Raw genomic sequence first — 13,651 nt, 5'->3', positions numbered from 1 at the left:
CGGCGCCTGGGTTAAAGTTCAATGCCACATCCCGCGCCGGACGGGGGCTGCAGCCGCCGTCGATCCGAATTTGCGTAAAGCGTTCACAGACCATTGGCAGCTCGTGGAAAGTGGGGTAAGGTGGCGCCACTGTGCTGCACGTGACACCGAGAATCTCTAGTTTGATGCACGATCCTGATCGGCCCATCGCTGAATTTTCTGCTCTCTTTGCGCTCAGTCCCGGCCAGGGTTTTTCCTGACCGTTATCAAATTGTCCAAGGAGACAGAAAAATGTCCAACCGTCAATCCGGTGTTGTTAAGTGGTTCAACGATGAGAAAGGCTACGGCTTCATCACCCCTCAGTCGGGCGACGACCTGTTCGTGCACTTCAAAGCCATCCAAGCTGACGGCTTCAAAACCCTGAAAGAAGGCCAGGCTGTTACTTTCGTCGCTACCCGCGGCCAGAAAGGCATGCAGGCTGAAGAAGTTCAGATCGCCTAAGTCGATCTCAGCTTTCTAGCTTTCAAAAAAACCCGCCTTCTGGCGGGTTTTTTTATGCCTGACCGAAATACCGAGTCGCCTGCTTCGCGGGCAAGCCCGCTCCCACAGGGACTGCAAAAGGCTTGAAACCTACGCGATCCCTGTGGGAGCGGGTTTACCCGCGAAGAAACCAGCGCGGTCTTCAGTCCTCGCTGATGGTAATGCTCGGCATCGCCGGGGCCGCCGCTTCCTGCAGCACGATCCGTGCACCCACCTGACGGGCCAGCTCCTGGTAGACCATGGCAATCTGGCTTTCCGGCTCGGCGATCGCCGTCGGCTTGCCGCTGTCGGCCTGCTCACGGATCAGCATCGACAGCGGCAGCGAGGCCAGCAAGTCGACACCGTACTGCGCCGCCAGCTTCTCGCCACCGCCTTCACCGAACAGGTGCTCGGCATGGCCGCAGTTCGAGCAGATGTGCACGGCCATGTTCTCCACCACGCCCAGCACCGGAATATTGACCTTGCGGAACATCTCCACGCCCTTCTTGGCATCCAGCAGGGCCAGGTCCTGTGGCGTGGTGACGATTACCGAACCGGCCACCGGCACCTTCTGCGCCAGGGTCAGCTGGATATCGCCGGTACCCGGCGGCATGTCGATGACCAGATAGTCCAGGTCATCCCAGGCAGTCTGGGTCACCAGTTGCAGCAACGCACCGGACACCATCGGCCCACGCCAGACCATCGGCGTGTTGTCATCGGTGAGGAACGCCATGGACATCACTTCCACGCCATGGGCCTTGATCGGCACGAACCACTTCTGTTCGCGGATCTGCGGGCGGGTGCCCTCGGCGATACCGAACATCACGCCCTGGCTGGGGCCATAGATGTCGGCATCGAGAATGCCCACGCGGGCACCTTCACGGGCCAGGGCCAAGGCCAGGTTGGCGGCGGTGGTCGACTTGCCGACCCCGCCCTTGCCCGAGGCAACGGCAATGATGTTCTTGACGTTGGCCATGGCCGGCACCTGGGCCTGGGCCTTGTGCGCGGCAACCACGCAGTCGATCGACACCTGGGCCGAACTGACGCCGTCGAGATTCTCGATCGCGGTCTGCAGTACCTGGGCCCAGCCGTTCTTGAACAGGCCGGCGGCATAGCCCAGTTGCAACTGCACAGCAACCTGGCCGCCCTGGATGTCGATGGCGCGCACGCAACCGGCGCTGACCGGGTCCTGATTCAGGTAGGGGTCGGTGTACTGGCGAAGCACGCCTTCAACGGCGGCACGGGTGACGGCACTCATGGACACTCCCATTGGCAAACTGAGTACGGAACAGACGCCTATCCTAACCCGTCAATCGTCAGCAGATGCGTGCTTGGGGTGAAATATCTTCGCCGGCCCTTTATAGTGGCCGATCACCCTCATTTTTACCCGAGCCAGATAAGTAGCCGAGCCACCATGTCCGAGCCACGTCAGATTCTCGTTACCAGCGCCCTGCCCTATGCCAATGGATCCATCCACCTTGGCCATATGCTGGAGTACATCCAGACGGACATGTGGGTGCGCTTCCAGAAGCTGCGCGGCAACCAGTGCATCTACGTCTGCGCCGACGATGCACACGGTTCGGCCATCATGTTGCGTGCCGAGAAAGAAGGCATCACCCCGGAGCAACTGATCGCCAATGTCCAGGCCGAGCACAGCGGCGACTTCGCCGACTTCCTGGTTGACTTCGACAACTTCCACTCCACCCACAGTGACGAAAACCGTGAGCTGTCGGGCCTGATCTACGGGCGCCTGCGTGACGCCGGGCACATCGCGACCCGTTCGGTGACCCAGTACTTCGACCCTGAGAAAGGCATGTTCCTCGCCGACCGCTTCATCAAGGGCACCTGCCCTAAATGCGCGGCTGAAGACCAGTACGGCGACAACTGCGAGAAATGCGGTGCCACCTATGCCCCGACCGAACTGAAGAACCCCAAGTCGGCGATCTCCGGTGCCACCCCGGTACTGCGCGATTCCCAGCATTTCTTCTTCAAGCTGCCAGACTTCCAGGCCATGCTGCAGCAGTGGACCCGCAGCGGCACCTTGCAGGACGCGGTGGCCAACAAGCTCGCCGAATGGCTGGACTCTGGCCTGCAGGAGTGGGACATCTCGCGTGATGCGCCGTACTTCGGCTTCGAGATCCCGGGCGAGCCAGGCAAGTACTTCTACGTCTGGCTGGATGCGCCGATCGGCTACATGGCCAGCTTCAAGAACCTTTGCGCACGTCGCCCGGAGCTGGACTTCGACGCGTTCTGGAACGAAGACTCCAAGGCCGAGCTGTACCACTTCATCGGCAAGGACATCGTCAACTTCCACGCCCTGTTCTGGCCAGCCATGCTCGAAGGCGCCGGCTTCCGCAAACCGACTGCGGTCAACGTGCATGGCTACCTGACCGTCAACGGCGCCAAGATGTCGAAGTCGCGTGGCACCTTCATCAAGGCCCGCACCTACCTGGACCACCTGCAGCCGGAATACCTGCGCTACTACTACGCCGCCAAGCTTGGCCGTGGTGTCGATGACCTCGACCTGAACCTCGAGGACTTCGTGCAGAAGGTCAACTCCGACCTGGTCGGCAAAGTGGTCAACATTGCCAGCCGTTGCGCCGGCTTCATCCACAAGGGCAATGCGGGCGTGATGGTCGCTGGCGACGCTGCGCCGGAGCTGACCGAAGCCTTCCTCGCTGCCGCCCCGTCGATCGCCGAGGCTTATGAAGGCCGCGACTTCGGCCGTGCCATGCGCGAAATCATGGCCCTGGCCGACCGTGCCAATGCCTGGATCGCCGACAAGGCGCCCTGGTCGCTGGCCAAGCAGGAAGGCAAGCAGGATGAAGTCCAGGCCATCTGCGCCCAGGGCATCAACCTGTTCCGCCAGCTGGTGATCTTCCTCAAGCCGGTGCTGCCGCTGCTCGCCGCTGATGCCGAGGCGTTCCTCAACGTCGCGCCGTTGACCTGGAACGACCATCAGTCGCGCCTGGAAAACCACCAGCTGAACCCGTTCAAGGCACTGATGAGCCGTATCGAACCGGCCAAGGTCGAAGCCATGGTCGCCGCCAGCAAGGAAGACTTGCTGGCGGCCGAAGCCCAGGCGCCAGCCGGCAATGGCGAGCTGGCCAAGGACCCGCTGTCGGCCGAGATCGAGTTCGACACCTTTGCTGCCGTCGACCTGCGCGTCGCACTGATCGTCAAGGCCGAAGCCGTGCCCGGCGCCGACAAGCTGCTGCAGCTGACCCTGGATATCGGTGACGAGCGCCGTAACGTGTTCTCCGGCATCAAGTCGGCATACCCGGACCCATCCAAGCTGGAAGGCCGCCTGACCATGATGGTGGCTAACCTCAAGCCGCGGAAAATGCGCTTCGGCATGTCCGAGGGCATGGTCATGGCGGCCGGCCCTGGCGGCGAAGAGATCTACCTGCTCAGCCCTGACAGCGGCGCCAAGCCAGGTCAGCGTATCAAGTAACCCCTCCTGCCCCGGCCTCACCGCCGGGGCAATGCCATCTGCTGGGCCAATGCCGGACGATCCGGGCGTTTCCCGGCTATCGTCATTCACATGAACGATTACATGCTGATCCTGGCCAGCGCTGCGCTGGTCAGCCACCTGTTCTTGCAACAACAGCCGTTGAGCCGGCTGCGCCTGCACGTGTGCGGCCTGGCAGGCGCCTTGTCGATCGCACTCGGGGTAGCCGGTGGGCAAATGCTCGAACGACTGGTCGTAGCGCCCTGGCAGATACAGGACCTGCGCCTGTTCCTGCTGCTGCCCTGGCTGGGGTTGCTGGCATGGGGCGTGCCGCAGGTGCTGGCAAGGCTACGCCCGCAGTGGCCCACCGGGCACCTTGCGCTGCCATTGCTGGGAAATGCATTGCTACTGGGCCTTGCACTGCAAGCGGCAGGCGATAACGCCACGGTGCTTGCCACGTTGCGCACAGCGATAGTGGCCGGCCTGGGCTTCTGGCTTGCGCTGGCGCTGTTCGATGACCTGCACCAGCGCAGCCAGCAGGCTGAAGTACCGGCTGCGCTGCGCGGCCTGCCCATTACATTGATCGGTACGGGGGTCATGGCCCTGGCGTTCTCGGGATTCAACGGACTATTCACGCAATGAACTTGATTCAACGCATCGACGCCCTGTTACCGCAGACCCAATGCGGCAAATGCGGCCACAATGGTTGCCGGCCCTACGCCGAAGGCCTGGCAGCGGGCGAAGCCATCAACAAGTGCCCGCCAGGCGGCAGCGAAACCATCGCCGCCCTGGCCGCACTGCTCAAGGTGCCGCTGCTTGACCCTGACCCGCAGCGTGGAAGCGCACCGCCCCAGGTGGCCTATATTCGCGAAGCCGAGTGCATCGGTTGCACCAAATGCATCCAGGCTTGCCCGGTGGATGCCATTGTCGGAGCCGCCAAGCTGATGCACACGGTCATCGCCAGCGAATGCACCGGCTGTGACCTTTGCCTGGCTCCTTGCCCGGTCGACTGCATCGACATGCAGCCACTGCCGGCGACGGTGGTACCGATTGTCAGCGGCCAGGCCCATACCCCCGAACAACTGCTGGCCCGCCGCCAGCGCCGTGATCATGCGCGCCAGCGCCACGAACAGCGCAACGCCCGCCTGCAACGCGATGTGGCGCGCCGGGAAGCGCAACGCCTGGCACGTACGGCAGATGCCGCAAAAGGCCCGGCAGACCCTATCAAGGCCGCCCTCGAGCGGATCAAGGCGCAAAAAACCGCCGCTGCCGATGCTGCACAAACAGCGGCCGGGCACGACCATGGCAAGCCCTGATCCACGCTTGCGCAAGGCCATGGGCCTGGTGCTGCTGGCCTGCCTGCCCGGTTTGCTCGCGGTGTTCTGGACGCAGGGCTGGGGGGTGCTGTCAAACCTGTTGCTGTGCGCCAGTAGTGCATTGAGTTGCGAAGCGGCCCTGCTGGCCGTGCGTCGCCAGCCTGTTCTACCGGCATTGAACGACGGCAGTGCCCTGGTGACTGCCGTACTGCTGGCCATCGCCCTGCCTGTAGCGGCACCCTGGTGGTTGCCAGTGACAGCCGCAGGCATCGCCATCGGCGTCGGCAAGCAGGCCTTTGGCGGAGTGGGCCGCAACCTGTTCAACCCGGCGATGGTCGGTTACGCCTTTGTGCTGCTCAACTTTCCGCTGCAGATGAACCATTGGCCCAGCCAGCCTCTCGGTTTTATCGACAGCCTTCAGCTGGTGTCTGGCAGTAGCCCCCAGATCGATGCCTGGGCGGGGCCGACCATTCTCGACGGCCTGCGCCACAACCGCAGCCTGACCCTCGACGAGCTGTTCGCCAGCCACCCCGGGTTTGGCAGCATTGGCGGCCGCAGCAGCGAGTGGGTCAACCTGGCACTGCTGTTCGGCGGGCTGTTTCTGATGCTGCGCAAGGTCATCAGCTGGCATGCCCCGGCGGGCCTGCTGAGCGGCCTGTTCCTGTTCAGCCTGCTGGCCTGGAATGGCTCCGGTTCGGATTCTAACGGCTCACCACTGCTGCATCTGTTCAGCGGCTCGACCATGCTGGCGGCGTTCTTCATCGCCACGGAGCCAGTGTCCGGCCCCAAGGCCAACCTGGCCAGGCTGCTGTTCGGCTTCGGCGCAGGCGCGCTCATCTACCTGATTCGGACCTGGGGCAGTTACCCGGATGGCACGGCTTTCGCCATCCTGCTTATGAACCTGGCGGCGCCCGCCCTGGATCGGTTCGCCTTGCGGCGCCAGCAGGCCTTGCCATGATCACCCCCGTTCGCAGCACATTGCTGCTACTTGCCATCGGTGGGTCGACTGTAGCGGTGACCTTGGCCTGGCAGCACTGGACCCGCCCCACCATCGCCGATGCCGAGCGCCAGTTGCAGGCAAGCCAGTTTCTCGCTGCCCTGCCTGCGCAAAGCTACGACAATCACCCGCTGGACAGTGCGTTGCCATTGCCAGCCGATCAGCCAATGCATAGCCAGGTACTCGCTGCCTATCGCGCAACCCACGGCAGCTCGCCAACTGCCATCGTGCTGCTGAGCCAGGTACAAGGCTATGCCGGCCCTATAAGGCTTACCATTGCCATCGACGCCGATGGTCGCCTGATCGGTACCCGGTTGATCGAACAACAGGAAAGCCCTGGGCTGGGTGGCCAAATTGCCGATCCGCAGTCTGGCTGGCTGGCACAGTTTGCCAAGCATGGCCTTGCCGATCGCTGGGCGATCCGGCGCGACCAGGGCGACTTCGACCAGTTGGCCGGGGCGACCGTTACTTCCCGGGCAGTCATCGAAGCCCAGCAGGAAGCCTTGCGCTATTTTGACCGGCATCGCAGCGAACTGCTCGGAGCGCCCGGGCATGAATAGATTCTGCTTGCTGATAACCGGCCTGGCTCCGCTGCTTGGCGCGACTCGAACCTTCCCTCAAGCGGTGGTTCTCGGCATGTGCATGCTCGTGCTGCCCCTTCTCCACCAAGCCTTGCTATGGCCACTGCGGGCAACGCTCAGTGGTGCAAAATACTGGCTGGCAAGCCTGCTGCTACTTGCTGCACTTGCCAGTTGCCTGCAGCTGGCGCTGCGGGCCTGGGCATTGCCATTGGCACTGACGCTTGGTTATTTCCCGGTGCTGATCTGCCTGCAATGCCTTGCCATCGATACACTGCTGCCAAGCACTGGGCGCTGGCGCCAACTGCTGCTTCATTTGACCGGCCTGCTGCTGGCCTGCTTGCTGTTGGGTGCCGGTCGCCAATGGCTGGATCAGGTCGCTGGCATGCACCTGGCCAACCTGCCACCAGGCGCGCTGCTGCTGCTCGGCGCGCTGCTGGCCTTGTACAATTGGCTACGCCCCACCCTCACACGTCGTCAAGGAAAGCGTTGACCCCATGAATGCCGCCAAACGCCTGGAGATCTTTCGCAGGCTGCACGAAGACAATCCCGATCCAAAAACGGAACTGGCTTACACCACTCCTTTCGAGCTTCTGGTTGCCGTGACGCTTTCCGCTCAGTCCACCGATGTCGGCGTCAACAAGGCCACCGCGCGCCTGTTCCCGGTCGCCAATACGCCGCAAGCCATCTATGCACTTGGTGTCGCGGGGCTGAGTGAATACATCAAGACCATCGGTCTCTACAACAGCAAGGCCAAGAATGTCATCGAGGCCTGCCGCCTGTTGATCGAGCGCCATGGCGGCGAGGTCCCACAGACCCGTGAAGCACTGGAGGCGTTACCGGGCGTTGGCCGCAAGACCGCCAACGTGGTGCTGAACACCGCCTTCCGCCAGCCCGCCATGGCTGTGGACACGCACATCTTCCGGGTCAGCAATCGCACCGGCATCGCACCTGGCAAGACCGTGCTCGAAGTCGAGAAGAAACTGCTCAAGTTCGTCCCCAAGGATTACCTGCTCGACGCCCACCACTGGCTCATCCTGCATGGCCGCTACGTTTGCCAGGCACGCAAGCCGCGCTGCGGCAGCTGCCGCATCGAAGACCTTTGCGAATACAAGCACAAGACCTCCGACGATTGAGCCAATAGCAAAAACCGCTGTGTTGCGATTGAAAAAATCTTTTTTACCAGACTTCGCTTTCTCGCTATAAGGACGGCCAATGGCCCTTTGGCTTGGAGCGACTCATGAGTACCGATAAAGACGACCTGTCGATCGAAGATGACTTTGCCACCGCTGACGACGAAGCAGAGCCCCAGGTGGAGACTGCGAAGACCAACCTGAGCAAGCGTCGCACCATAGACAACCTCCTCGAAGAGCGGCGCCTGCAACGGCAACTCGCCGATTTCGACTACGACCTGTAACCTCTCACCAAGCCCCCTCACGGAGGCTTGGTGCATTGCAGGTTCAGTTCAGACCATGCCGCCGGGCCAGTTCGATCAGGTCCACCAGTGAGTGGGCATTCAGCTTCAGCAGCAGGCGGGTCTTGTAGGTGCTGACCGTCTTGTTGCTGAGAAACATGCTGTCGGCAATCTCCTTGTTGGACCGCCCCCGTGCAAGCTGCTGCAACACCATCATCTCCCTTGCCGACAGGCGATCGACCATGTCCGCCTCGCTTGCGCTCCCCACCCGGCCGCGCGACTTGTGCAAGGCCTGATTCGGGAAATAACTGTAACCGGAGAGCACAGCCTTGATGGCACTGAGCAGTTCGGTGAGTTCCTGCTGTTTGCACACGTAGCCTGACGCTCCCGCCTGCATGCAACGCATGGAGAAATGCCCCGGCGCCTGGGAAGTCAGCACCAGAACACGGCTGCCAGGGCTGGCCGCTGCCATGCGGGCAATGACCTCCAAACCGTCGAGTTTGGGGATACCGATATCGAGTACGACAACATCGGGAAGGTGTTCGCGAGTGAGCTGCAAGGCCGCTATGCCGTTGTCGGTTTCCGCGACAACATCGTACCCATGCCGCTCCATCAGCATGCGCACTGCCAAGCGTATGACCGGATGATCATCCACGATAAGGACTTTATTCATGCGATATCCATCATTCGTTATTTTGCTTTGACGACTGGCTCACCTTAACCGAGCAGAACGCTCAATGGCGCACCCATTCCCCGTACAAATAGCCGAATAGATGAACCCTACGTCGGTTTGGGAATTTTCCTACAAGAAAAAATTTACAGCTTCCTCGCGAAAGTGCTTATGAACACGCGAATGAAAAAATGATTGAATCGCGCGCTTCATCAACCCCGTCGAAAAATTCCCTCCCCCGGAAAAATTCCACAATTTAGTTGAAGCAGCCAGTAGGTTATTGATAAGCAGAACATGCAGGAGGCAATGACATGACCGATAACCAACCTGTTGCTCCGTTGACAATAATCGCCATCTTCGCTGGCATCATCGAAGCTTCTGCTTTGGCGACCTTGCCTTTTCTCAGCGAGAAAAGTCAGACGTACTACACTTGGTTCCTCGTAGGGTTTCCATTTTTCCTCACTGCCCTGTTCTTCCTCACCCTGAACTTCAATTACAAATCCTTTTACAAGCCAGCCCCGGCCGAGCAGAAGAGTTCTCCCGAACAAGCAGGGCGTCCTGAAACGCAAGAAACTGTAACCATGATGTTTTCAGGCCCTGACGCGCCGAAACTAATTCAACAACACGTCATGCAGGCCATTGCCCAGCCGCATAGCGAGAACAGGCAGTGGCGCTTGTGCAATATGGATCTGCATCAATGCGTCGTTCTCTCGACCACCCGCTTGCCTGAGGATTTATCCCATGGACATTGATCAGAGCACGCACCTGAAGGCAAAAAAAACCCCGACCTGAGCCGGGGTTCATTTGCCAATTCAGCCTGATGCTCAGAGCATCCCGCGGCCCTTGTTGGCAGCGATGCGCATGCGCAGCGCATTGAGCTTGATGAAGCCAGCAGCATCGGCCTGGTTGTAGGCGCCGCCGTCTTCTTCGAAGGTCGCGATGTTGGCATCGAACAGCGAGTCGTCCGACTTGCGGCCAACCACGATGACGTTGCCCTTGTACAGTTTCAGGCGCACAACGCCGTTAACGTTGACCTGCGAAGCGTCGATCATCTTTTGCAGCATCAGACGCTCCGGGCTCCACCAGTAGCCGGTGTAGATCAGGCTGGCGTACTTCGGCATCAGCTCGTCTTTCAGGTGAGCGACTTCGCGGTCCAGGGTGATCGACTCGATGGCACGGTGGGCCTTGAGCATGATGGTGCCGCCAGGGGTTTCGTAGCAGCCGCGGGACTTCATGCCCACATAACGGTTCTCTACGATGTCCAGACGGCCGATACCGTTGGCGCCGCCGATGCGGTTCAGTTCGGCAAGCACGGTGGCCGGGGTCATGTCGACGCCGTCGATGGCGACGATGTCACCATTGCGGTAGGTCAGCTCGATGTAGGTAGCCTGGTCCGGGGCGTTCTCTGGCGAGACGCTCCAGCGCCACATGTCTTCTTCGTGCTCGGTCCAGGTATCTTCCAGGACACCGCCTTCGTAGGAGATGTGCAGCAGGTTGGCGTCCATCGAGTACGGCGACTTCTTCTTGCCGTGGCGCTCGATCGGGATACCGTGCTTCTCGGCGTAATCCATCAGCTTCTCGCGGGACAGCAGGTCCCACTCGCGCCACGGGGCGATGACCTTGACGCCTGGCTTGAGGGCGTAGGCACCCAGCTCGAAGCGAACCTGGTCGTTACCCTTGCCGGTAGCACCGTGGGAAATGGCATCGGCGCCGGTTTCGTTGGCGATTTCGATCAGGCGCTTGGCGATCAGCGGGCGGGCGATGGAGGTACCCAGCAGGTACTCGCCTTCGTAGACGGTGTTGGCGCGGAACATCGGGAAGACGAAATCACGCACGAACTCTTCGCGCAGGTCGTCGATGTAGATCTCTTTAACGCCCATTGCCTGGGCTTTGGCGCGAGCCGGCTCGACTTCTTCGCCCTGACCCAGATCAGCGGTGAAGGTCACCACTTCACAGTTGTAGGTATCCTGCAGCCACTTGAGAATCACCGAAGTATCAAGGCCGCCGGAATACGCCAGTACGACCTTTTTTACGTCCGCCATGCCATCACTCCACGGGGTTGTACGGAAAGGGGTCGATTCTACCGGCGTTGCGGATAAATTTACAGTGGGGCGACAGCTTCTGACGACAAAGCGACAGGAACTGTCAGCAGCGCGACGTGCTCGCCACAAAAGGTTCAGCGCCTGTGAGATCGAGCGCCGCCCGCGCGGCGCATCGCGGATAAATCCGCTCCTACATCTGTTTCGGGCCAGTCTCTCCTAGGCCGCCAACAGGGACCGCCCTGTTCGCATGGCGATGCATCTCGGTGGAAGCCGACAGGGTCTGGCGATGCATTTCGGCGGGCGCAGATGCTGCTCCACCTATCTTCAGTCATGCACCAAGGCGGTCCCTGTTGGCGGCACAGGAGAGACTGGCCCGAAACAGATGTAGGAGCGGATTTATCCGCGATGCGCCGCGCGGGCGGCGCTCGATCTCAAAGGCGCTAAAGATGTTGTGGCAAGCACCTGTTGGCCTGATGCAATCCCAAGACCTACCCAGTGAAACACCTTGATATCAGGGTGTCTTGGCTCCGGGCGCGGGCACGGTCGCAGCCGGCGCCGCAGCGGCAGGCGGGACAGCAGGAGCAGCCTGCACCGGCTGCACCGTCGGCTTCTCGACCTGCGCCACCCGGTCCAGCTCGATATTCACCCGCCGGTTACGCGCCCGATTGGCCGGGCTGTTGTTCTTCACCAGCGGATAGCGCTCGCCATGGAAGCGCACGACGATCTGTTCTTCCGGCACACCATGGGCCTTGAAGTAATCGGCAACGGCCAATGCCCGGCGCCGCGACGTGTCGCGATTGGTCAGGCGATTGCCACTGTTGTCGGAATGGCCGTTGAGTTCGATGTGGTTCACCGTCGGGTCGGCCTTGAGGTAATCAAGGATCACATCCAGCCGTGCACGGGCGTCGGCATCAAGGTCGTAGCCTCCACCCGGGAAGCCAACCTGGGTCTGGCGCACCTGGTCATAGTTCATCGGCAGCATCTTGCTGGCACAGGCCTGATAGTCGCTGTACGCCTTGGCGAAGCTGACCGGCAACACTCGAACCTCCATCACCCGCCCGCCTTCGCCGGTGTAGTTGCGCACGACCGTGCTGCGGCCATCGAGCAAGCCATTGATCAAGCGGCTGGCCTGGCTCTGCGACGAGCTGAACAGCACCCCGCTGCGCGCCATGCGTACGGCGCCGAGGTTCACGTCACCGCGGCCCGGCTGCCAAGGGGCAGCGGCAGCCAGCAAGGTGGCCGAGCCTGCCCCCAGCACGTTGCTGTGCGAACGCAACTGGAACACCGGCTGCTCACCTGCCTTGCGCACGAACTCGCCGCTGCCGAAACCGTCGATCGGCTGGATCAGGCGGCATTCGAACTGGTCACCCTCGACTTTCCAGGCGACATTCTCCATGCGGGTCTGGAAGGTCAGTGCACCGGCCGGCAGGCTGGCGACGAGGGTCAACAGGGCTAGGTAACGCTGGCGCACAGGCGGCTCCACAAATTCTGACGGCTTACAGGCAGGCTATCGGGCGCTTGCCGGAAAACTTGATAGCCGTGCTCGGACCGGGGTTTTCCGGTAGCATTGGGGCCTGAGTTCGACCCGCCTGGAATTCCCAATGTCCGATCGCCTGACCCTCCTGCGTCCCGACGACTGGCACATCCATCTGCGCGATGGTGCCGTCCTGCCCCATACCGTTGGCGATGTGGCGCGTACTTTCGCCCGTGCCATCATCATGCCCAACCTGGTTCCGCCGGTGCGCAATGCCGTCGAAGCCGGCGCCTACCGCGAGCGCATCCTTGCTGCCCGCCCGGCTGGCAGCCGTTTTGAACCGCTGATGGTGCTGTACCTCACCGACCGCACCAGCCCCGAGGACATCCTCGCGGCCAAGGCCAGCGGGATCGTCTACGCCGCCAAGCTGTACCCGGCTGGCGCGACGACCAACTCCGATTCGGGCGTGACCAGCATCGACAACATCTTCCCGGCCATCGAGGCGCTGGCGGAAGTCGGCATGCCGCTGCTTGTGCATGGTGAAGTGACCCGCAGCGAGATCGACGTGTTCGACCGCGAAAAGCGCTTCATCGACGAGCACATGCGCCGCCTGGTCGAGCGCTTCCCGACCCTGAAAGTGGTGTTCGAACACATCACCACCGGTGACGCCGCGCAGTTCGTCACCGAGGCTCCGGCCAACGTCGGCGCCACCATCACTGCCCAGCATCTGCTGTACAACCGCAACCACATGCTGGTCGGCGGTATTCGCCCGCACTTCTATTGCCTGCCGATCCTCAAGCGCAACACCCACCAGGTGGCGCTGCTGGACGCGGCCACCAGCGGCAACCCGAAGTTCTTCCTCGGCACCGACTCGGCACCCCACGCCCGTCACGCCAAGGAAGCCGCCTGCGGTTGCGCCGGCTGCTACACCGCCTACGCCGCCATCGAGATGTACGCCGAAGCGTTCGAGCAGCGCAATGCGCTGGACAAGCTGGAAGGTTTCGCCAGCCTGCACGGCCCGGCTTTCTATGGCCTGCCGGCGAACACCGACAGCATCACCCTTGTCCGTGAAGAATGGACCGCCCCAGACAGCCTGCCGTTTGGCGAGCAGACCGTGATCCCGCTGCGCGCCGGTGAGAAACTGCGCTGGCGCCTGCTGGAGGACAACGCGTGAGCGAAGACCTCTACGAAGACGACCAGGACGGTCAGGT

General features: G+C 61.7%; 14 protein-coding genes and 1 pseudogene. 11 read left to right on the top strand and 4 right to left on the bottom strand.

Translation table 11 applies throughout. The features are described from left to right. The first annotated feature begins 270 nt into the window (after positions 1–270). Positions 271–480, top strand: coding sequence for a cold-shock protein (locus tag ACIPZ5_RS22565; RefSeq protein ID WP_003254922.1), 210 nt, complete (start codon positions 271–273; stop codon positions 478–480). Positions 481–661: 181 nt separating this feature from the next. Here ACIPZ5_RS22565 and apbC read toward each other — a convergent pair whose 3' ends face one another. After that, positions 662–1,756, bottom strand: a complete 1,095-nt coding sequence (gene apbC, locus ACIPZ5_RS22560) for an iron-sulfur cluster carrier protein ApbC (protein WP_054885851.1) — start codon at positions 1,754–1,756, stop codon at positions 662–664. A 156-nt stretch (positions 1,757–1,912) separates the two neighbouring features. On the opposite strand from apbC, the gene metG reads away from it, so the two are divergent. The 8 genes and pseudogenes from metG to ACIPZ5_RS22520 all read left to right on the top strand — a co-directional run bounded on the left by metG (position 1,913) and on the right by ACIPZ5_RS22520 (position 8,257). Beyond that, positions 1,913–3,952 carry a methionine--tRNA ligase gene (gene metG / locus ACIPZ5_RS22555; protein WP_400810744.1) on the top strand — a complete coding sequence of 680 codons (2,040 nt, stop codon included), beginning with the start codon at positions 1,913–1,915 and terminating at the stop codon, positions 3,950–3,952. Between the two features lie 90 nt (positions 3,953–4,042). Beyond that, a complete protein-coding gene (locus tag ACIPZ5_RS22550) occupies positions 4,043–4,591 on the top strand; it encodes an Rnf-Nqr domain containing protein (protein WP_400810743.1) in 549 nt (182 codons plus the stop codon). After that, a pseudogene (locus ACIPZ5_RS22545) lies at positions 4,588–5,250 on the top strand (RnfABCDGE type electron transport complex subunit B); the annotation flags it as partial. The gene ACIPZ5_RS22550 and the pseudogene ACIPZ5_RS22545, both read left to right, overlap by 4 nt. Before the next feature lies 1 nt (position 5,251). Then, positions 5,252–6,223: an RnfABCDGE type electron transport complex subunit D gene (locus ACIPZ5_RS22540; protein ID WP_343599919.1), complete on the top strand. Its 972-nt coding sequence runs from the start codon at positions 5,252–5,254 to the stop codon at positions 6,221–6,223. Then, positions 6,220–6,822 (top strand): RnfABCDGE type electron transport complex subunit G, encoded by a 603-nt coding sequence (locus tag ACIPZ5_RS22535; protein ID WP_400810742.1) that lies wholly within the window; start codon positions 6,220–6,222, stop codon positions 6,820–6,822. The genes ACIPZ5_RS22540 and ACIPZ5_RS22535 overlap by 4 nt, the downstream gene beginning before the upstream one ends. Beyond that, positions 6,815–7,333 (top strand): Rnf-Nqr domain containing protein, encoded by a 519-nt coding sequence (locus ACIPZ5_RS22530; RefSeq protein WP_400810741.1) that lies wholly within the window; start codon positions 6,815–6,817, stop codon positions 7,331–7,333. The genes ACIPZ5_RS22535 and ACIPZ5_RS22530 overlap by 8 nt, the downstream gene beginning before the upstream one ends. 4 nt (positions 7,334–7,337) lie before the next feature. Then, positions 7,338–7,976 (top strand): endonuclease III, encoded by a 639-nt coding sequence (gene nth, locus ACIPZ5_RS22525; RefSeq protein WP_261941319.1) that lies wholly within the window; start codon positions 7,338–7,340, stop codon positions 7,974–7,976. A gap of 104 nt (positions 7,977–8,080) precedes the next feature. After that, entirely contained in the window at positions 8,081–8,257 is a 177-nt protein-coding gene (locus tag ACIPZ5_RS22520; RefSeq protein WP_027918964.1) for a PA3496 family putative envelope integrity protein, read from the top strand. 43 nt (positions 8,258–8,300) lie between these two features. Here ACIPZ5_RS22520 and ACIPZ5_RS22515 read toward each other — a convergent pair whose 3' ends face one another. Beyond that, positions 8,301–8,927, bottom strand: coding sequence for a response regulator (locus ACIPZ5_RS22515; protein WP_400810740.1), 627 nt, complete (start codon positions 8,925–8,927; stop codon positions 8,301–8,303). A gap of 308 nt (positions 8,928–9,235) precedes the next feature. On the opposite strand from ACIPZ5_RS22515, the gene ACIPZ5_RS22510 reads away from it, so the two are divergent. Further along, the gene (locus ACIPZ5_RS22510; protein WP_343599910.1) at positions 9,236–9,676 is read left to right on the top strand and encodes a hypothetical protein; all 441 of its coding nucleotides are present in this window, start codon (positions 9,236–9,238) and stop codon (positions 9,674–9,676) included. A 72-nt stretch (positions 9,677–9,748) separates the two neighbouring features. Here the strand turns inward: ACIPZ5_RS22510 and ACIPZ5_RS22505 are convergent, their stop codons facing one another. Together ACIPZ5_RS22505 and ACIPZ5_RS22500 are read right to left on the bottom strand one after the other, a co-directional pair. Continuing rightward, positions 9,749–10,966 carry an argininosuccinate synthase gene (locus ACIPZ5_RS22505; protein ID WP_054885859.1) on the bottom strand — a complete coding sequence of 406 codons (1,218 nt, stop codon included), beginning with the start codon at positions 10,964–10,966 and terminating at the stop codon, positions 9,749–9,751. Between the two features lie 511 nt (positions 10,967–11,477). Next, positions 11,478–12,437, bottom strand: a complete 960-nt coding sequence (locus ACIPZ5_RS22500) for an OmpA family protein (RefSeq protein ID WP_400810737.1) — start codon at positions 12,435–12,437, stop codon at positions 11,478–11,480. Between the two features lie 130 nt (positions 12,438–12,567). Here ACIPZ5_RS22500 and pyrC point away from each other — a divergent pair, with 130 nt between their 5' ends. Beyond that, complete coding sequence (gene pyrC / locus ACIPZ5_RS22495) at positions 12,568–13,614, top strand: dihydroorotase (RefSeq protein ID WP_400810736.1); 1,047 nt, start codon at positions 12,568–12,570, stop codon at positions 13,612–13,614. Positions 13,615–13,651 lie beyond the last annotated feature (37 nt).

It is taken from the genome of Pseudomonas sp. NPDC089428 (assembly GCF_044749325.1).
In the GTDB taxonomy this organism is placed as follows: domain Bacteria; phylum Pseudomonadota; class Gammaproteobacteria; order Pseudomonadales; family Pseudomonadaceae; genus Aquipseudomonas.
Note: the sequence above shows the minus strand (reverse complement) of the source record. Positions and strands in the feature narration are given on the sequence as shown.